Below are 5,934 nucleotides of genomic sequence, written 5' to 3'. Positions count from 1 at the left end.
CGCACCGACCACCGCCGACATCGAGACCGTCGTGCAGGTCCAGGTCGAGCTTGCGATCGCCATCACCGTCGTCTTCTACGCCGCCGTATCGGCAGGCCGGTCGGACGTAATGTCGAGCTATGAGCGGATGGTGACGACCACGAGCGAGGCCGAGAAGCGGTGGGGGGCTTTGGGTGGGGACCTGCGCCAGCTCCTGGGCCGAGACCGGCAACGAGACCCGCAGCTGCTTCTGGCCGCAAGCGAGCTGCGCGCGGCCCTGCACGAGATCACCCGCGACCGGGCCAGCCTGGCTACCCCCCGCGACCGTCGCCACACGAACCAACCTGGACGGCACGATGCGCGCGCTCCAGCGCTCGGTGGCAGCCGCCCCAGAGATCGCGCACGCCGTCCGCGGGGCGCTTCAGGAACTCGGTCTGGTCGTCACCGCACGCGGCGCGCACGACGTCGCGACCGCGCACCACGGATCGGACGTGGACGTGCCCTGGGTAGACCCTTGCGCCTTGGCCACCGGCCGTCGAATCCCGCTCCCGGATTCAGTGCGGACCGTTCTTCTTGGGCAGTGCAACGGAATCATCGGCGCCACACGCAACGCCGCCTCCGCCGTCACCGCAGCTGACACGTCAGATTGTCGAATCATTGGGGGACTAGGGCGACGTGACTCTAGCGCCGTTGCCCGAAGAGACCTGGGAGACGTCGGTATGTCTGTGGTGGGGAGATCACTGGGAATGCCTGGTGGATCTGTGGACACGGGGGGAGGGGCGCAGCGGCTTGGTCCTGGAGCTCGGCGTCCTTAAAGGAGACGACGTCTTTGAGTACGTCATCCATTTCGTGTTCGTGCCATAAATGATAACGACTGGGCTATTGCGCGCGCCCGTCTTGCAGCGGAATGCGGCACCTTCTGAAATTCGTGACAGAGGACCATCGAACTCTCATGGGTCAACACAACAGCGAAGGGCGCCCGGGTAGTTCATGAGCAGGTTGGCACTAAGCCAATTGTAGGCACCGAGCCCGGAGTGGTCGCACCCGGGGTGCTGTCGCTACGCGCTGATCGGCACGAGGTTGTGTACGAACTCTCGTACGTCACGTGCGTCTAGATTGAGGTCGCTGGCAGCGTCCTTGATCGTCAGCCGAGCCGCCCGGCCGTACATAACCTTCCGCAGCAGCTGTGACGTCTCCGGCACGATGCCACCCGGTTCCGTGGTGCGGTAGCCCTGGTCGGACAGGGAGATGCACATCGACCGGTACTGCCACGGTGTGAGCAGTTCCAGCTCGTGCAGCCGGTGCGTCATAGCCATAGCGGACACCTTCCAGAACGACCGCGCCACCAGAATCCGCTCTAGGCCGGCGCCGCGCATCGAGTGGGTCAGCACGGCGCTGCGGGGCATCAGGAAGTTGGCCGCGAACGCGTTGGCTTCGGCCTCGCGCACTTTTGAAGTGCTCGGTTCCATCTCGTCCTCGCCGTGCAGCACCAAGTGGCCTAATTCGTGGGCAGCATCGAAGCGCTGGCGCTCGGCCGACTTAGCGGTGTTGAGGAAGACGAACGGGACGGCGTCGCGCCAGAAGCAGAAGGCGTCGATGTCGCTGTACTCGTGGCGCAGCGCCGCGATGCGCACGCCCTTCGACTCCAGGAGGTGGAGCAGGTTGGGAATCGGGCGGTCGCCCAAGTTCCAGCGGTGTCGGACGAGGTCGGCGGCCTGCCCAGGCTCAAGTTTGTCGAGTGACGGGATGTCGGGATCGGGCAGATTGAATCGTTGCTCGATGGCATCGAAGAAGGCGAGCGTCAGTGCGGCGTTGGCGAGTACGGCGTCACGGCGGGTCGCCGTCGTCTTGCTGAGTTTGCGAAAGCTGGCAGCGGCTACCGGCACGGGCTCAATCGAGTCACCCTCGAAGAACGCGCGACTCACTGACAGCGCTAGGGCGAGCTTGGCCAGGCTTTCTTCGCTGGGCGGCTGCCGGTCGTTCTCGTAGTTGGTGAGCGAGCGCAGCGAGACTCCGCTCTGCTCTGCGAGCTTCGTGAGCGTCAGTCCAAGCCGTTGGCGCGCCAAGCGTAGGCGAGATGCGTTGAACATGTCGCGGGTCTTGAGCAGTCGTGTGACGAGGTCAGCGAGGCTCGACGGGAACGTCGACATCGCCGTCGCCATCGTCGGGCTGGTCGAAGACCGACAGGTCACCATCCAGCTCAAGGAACGGCAGGGGGATGCGCTCGGCCCAACCGTTGACGATACCGCTGCTGGACATCTCGGCCGGTCGCGAGAACTCCAGATGCAGCCCGCGGTCGGTGCGCTCGTGAAGCAGGAACCACAGGTCGGCACCCAGGGCCGCTTCGACCAGCACGGACTCAATGACGAAATCCTCGTCGTCCTCGAAGAGACTGATCGTGCCGTCGTCGACGTGGTGCAGGGACTGGCGAGTCGACTTGCCCTTGCGGTTGGTGTGCGGCTGGAGGTAGGGCCCGGTCAGCTGGCCGACGCCCGTCGCCGAGGCGATCGTGAAGGAGATCAGGTGATCGGGGTGGAGGAGGCGCAGCTGTCCCTCGACGTAGACCTCGCGCCAGCCGGCACTCGCCAGCATCTGGGAAAGGTTCTCCATGCCGTCAAGGTAGATGTCGGTGCCGCGAGCAGAACGGGGTGCGTGGGCGGTGCGGTTGTTGGCGCGAGAAGCCCCCGGACGCATCGCGGTGTGGACATCAGCCGACGACAGGCCGAAGGCGGCGAGACGCCCCTCGGGATCCGGCCTTGAATCCGGCGAGTTGAATTGGGCGGCCATGGTCTCCCCTTCCTAAGAGTTGCGCGTAAAGCTACCACGATTGTGGTGAAGTCTGGCGCAACCGGGCGACGGCGCGCGCACGGCAACGGATCGGGCACCGGCCCGCTCCGCGAGTTATTCGGTCAGCCAGAGGGTGACCGGTGACCGGAGTGGGGATCCCGCGTGAGAATCGGGGTCCGGCGTTTGCGACGGTCAGGTGGCTGAGCCGACTAGAGCAGGTCGCCGGGCAGCCAGGTCCCGGAGGGCAGGGTTCCTGCGACGCCATGAGGCAGCTGCTTCCACGCCAACTCGTCGGCCCGCTGCTTCAGCGCGGCGTCTGTCTGTTCCTTCGCGTTCTCGACGACGCTGAGCGAGCCGAGGGCGCCGACCCACGGCTCCGACGGGGGCTGGAGGGTGCGCCGTAGCCAGGCGCTCGGGACGGGCACGTACTCGGCGCCGTCGACGTCGGTGACGCGGACGAACGCGCCGAGCTCGCGGCGGCGGTGCTTGCGGACTTGGGCGGCGACGAGGTCGAGGTAGACGAACTTCTCCCACGCGTCCTGGACCGCGGGGTGGGTGAGGGCGAGATGCTCGAGGCAGATTCGGTGGACGAAGTCGTAGGTAGTGCGTCCGGGCTGGACTCCGAGGGTCTCGGTCGGGGCCGCGATGTCGGCCAGCAGCGACGTCGTCCCGCTGAAGATGTCGGTGGCGTGCAGGCCGGTGAGCAGGTGGGTGGCGGTGTCCCAGCGGTGGGCGGCCACGGCCGCGGTGCCGGCGGTGTAGAGCAGCAGGGTGGCCGGCGCCATCGCCAGACGGATCAGGTACGACTTCCCACTCACGTGCGGGTGGACCGCGAGACGTTCGATGTCGTTGGTCCACCACCGGTCTGTCTGTTCGGACCCCCAGTACGCCAGGGTCGCCACGAGCGCAGCGGCTGTGTCGATGTCGGCGAGGAGCACCTGGAGGCGACGGGTGTACTCCGCCTGGACGTCCTGGGATTCCCAGGAGCGGGGGTGGACGGTCTCGGAGCGCTCGACCTTGGCGAGCTCGGCGCGCAGCAGGTCGTGGGCTCGGATCGGAGTGGGTTCGGTGGCCAGCTGACGCTTGGTCAGGCTCACGGCGGCCGCCGCGGTCGCGGGGTGTCGGGTGCCGGCCGCGGCGATGCTGGCCACGGCGTCGGCGACCCGGGTGAAGAAGTCACCGGCGTCGCCCTGGACGACGACGGCGCCTCGGCGGGTGGCGAGGTCGGTGGCGGCCTCCGTCAGCGGGTAGGGGTCGACCCAGAAGCTGGTGAACCGGCGGTTGGGTGTCCGGCTCCACGCCTCGCGCAGTGCGGGGTCGTACTTCGCGGACCAGCCGGCGATGACGAGGCCGTAGTCGTCGAAGAGCCGGTCGAGGAAGGTGTTGACCTCGTCGGGGTAGGTGGCGAGCTCGGCGGGGGTGTTGAGCATCGTCTCGGAGCGGACGTAGTCGCCGTGCAGGTGCACGACCAGGCAGCCGATGGTGTGCAGGGGCGCGAGACCGTGGAGGTCAGCGGGGCTGCTGGCAACGACCGGTTCGATGCCGGCGGCGCGCAGGGCTGTCTCGACGAGGTGGTCGAAGTTCGTGGTCAGCACGACCCGGATGTGCCCCTGAGAGCACAGCCGCGCCAGCGCGTGGTGCGCCGCGGTGGGCTGGCGCGCGTTGTCCGGGTCTTCGGGTGCGGGCTCGAAGTAGCCGCGTAGCAGCTGTTGCCGGGCGAGTGGGGTGGAGGTGAGCTCGTCGAGGAGGGTGTCGTAGCTCGGCTCGGACCCGTAGGTCTCCCGGAACCACGCGAACGGCTCCTCCGGGGCCTGTTCTCGAGCGGCTGCGAGCTTGCTGATCAGGTCCTGCTGGATCTCCCACGCCGCGTAGATCCCGGCAGCGGCTGACGTGCCCGCGCCGAGGAGGGCCACGTAGGCGCCGGGGGAGCTGTGCATCGCGAACGCCAGCGACAGCTCCGGCTCGATCGGGGCCATGGGTCCTCACTCGGGTGGTCGGGCGCGTCGAAGGGGCGCTGGCTGCTAGGGCTCCTCCCAGACCGTAACCGCTACCTGCACCGAGTCGGCGGCGATCGTGGTCGGGACGATCGTGGCGTAGCGGCCGCTCGCCAGCCGGAAGCAGATCCGCTTGTCCTGCAGGTCCCTGCTGCACGGCCTGGACGACCGCGATCACGACGACCACCACTCTCAGCTGCCACGTCAGCGCGACGATTGGGAGGCGCATGAATGGTCGAGTCAGGCAGAGGGCGGTGTGACGCAGCAGTAGCCAGGGCAGAGACCACACGTGATCGCCAGGTCGCAGCGAGTCCACCCGTCGCGGACCAAGCCGGCCGGGCGGCCGATCATCGTGGCGACCTGCGCCGGGGTCAGTCTCCCCTCGTCCAGCTCGTCGAGGACGCCCCCGGCGACCACGACGGTGCGCCGACCGACGGGTTCAGCCACGGTGCGACGGTCGCCGGGGCTCACCCACACCTGGACCAGCGGCGGACCCAGTCGGCGACGGCAGAGCAGCACCAGGACGGGCGCGATGGCGCGCCGGTCGACATCGTCAAGAGGACGCGCGCGAAACACCACTCGCAGAACCAGCCGCTCCGCCGAGCCCGACAGGCACAGACCTCCGGCGGCCAGGCTTACCGCGAACAGCGCGAGCCCTCAGGGCGCCGGCAGCAGAGCACCAGACATCACGGTCAGCACGGCGCTGCCCATCAACTCCGGGCCCACCGCCATGCACCTCCAGATCAGACGACCCATCAGAATCCCCTCCCGTCTTGCTCAGTCCGGTCCCATCTCGCCGGCGCGTGGCGTCGTGACCTTTGGGCCGGCATTCGCCGCTTATGGCGATCGAGACCAGTGTCCACAGGGCGCTGACACCCGCCCGGTCGTCCCCAAATCACGACCGCAACGGTGAGCAGCCGTCCGCGGCCTGGCTCGATGGGCGCGTACCGACCGAGAGGGGAACACCATGGACAGCACCGGCACGTCCACATCCACGTCCGCGGCACAGGCCTGGCGAGCCGTGGTGGCGCTGCTGTACGAGGCATCCGACGCGGGCATGCGCCGCGCCGAGACCGACCGGGCCGCACACTCGCTGGCCCTGTGGGCGGACCTCCTCGGGTCAGCAGCACAGCACCTCCTCCCGGCCGGCCAGAGCGCGTCGCTCGATGACGTC

6 protein-coding genes are annotated in these 5,934 nt (G+C 68.1%); 2 read left to right on the top strand and 4 right to left on the bottom strand.

The window, feature by feature from the left end:
* On the bottom strand, positions 1-313 hold a 313-nt coding region (locus EPD83_RS20485; RefSeq protein ID WP_205859633.1), incomplete at its 3' end, for a hypothetical protein.
* Positions 314-654: 341 nt separating this feature from the next.
* Between EPD83_RS20485 and EPD83_RS21150 the strand changes: the two genes are divergently transcribed.
* Positions 655-843: a DUF7668 domain-containing protein gene (locus EPD83_RS21150; RefSeq protein ID WP_456107195.1), complete on the top strand. Its 189-nt coding sequence runs from the start codon at positions 655-657 to the stop codon at positions 841-843.
* Positions 844-1,037: 194 nt separating this feature from the next.
* On the opposite strand, the gene EPD83_RS19630 is transcribed toward EPD83_RS21150, so the two are convergent.
* The 3 genes from EPD83_RS19630 to EPD83_RS19620 all read right to left on the bottom strand — a co-directional run bounded on the left by EPD83_RS19630 (position 1,038) and on the right by EPD83_RS19620 (position 4,742).
* The gene (locus EPD83_RS19630) at positions 1,038-2,141 is read right to left on the bottom strand and encodes a helix-turn-helix domain-containing protein (protein WP_235950721.1); all 1,104 of its coding nucleotides are present in this window, start codon (positions 2,139-2,141) and stop codon (positions 1,038-1,040) included.
* Complete coding sequence (locus EPD83_RS19625; protein WP_128366561.1) at positions 2,101-2,766, bottom strand: hypothetical protein; 666 nt, start codon at positions 2,764-2,766, stop codon at positions 2,101-2,103. The genes EPD83_RS19630 and EPD83_RS19625 overlap by 41 nt, the downstream gene beginning before the upstream one ends.
* 209 nt (positions 2,767-2,975) lie before the next feature.
* Positions 2,976-4,742: an SIR2 family protein gene (locus EPD83_RS19620; protein WP_128366560.1), complete on the bottom strand. Its 1,767-nt coding sequence runs from the start codon at positions 4,740-4,742 to the stop codon at positions 2,976-2,978.
* Positions 4,743-5,727: 985 nt separating this feature from the next.
* Here EPD83_RS19620 and EPD83_RS19615 point away from each other — a divergent pair.
* Positions 5,728-5,934 (top strand): hypothetical protein (locus EPD83_RS19615; RefSeq protein ID WP_165567039.1); only part of this gene is annotated, 207 nt, incomplete at its 3' end.

It is taken from the genome of Phycicoccus flavus (genome assembly GCF_004025965.2).
Classification (GTDB): domain Bacteria; phylum Actinomycetota; class Actinomycetes; order Actinomycetales; family Dermatophilaceae; genus Phycicoccus; species Phycicoccus flavus.
This window is presented reverse-complemented; position numbering and strand designations above follow the sequence as displayed.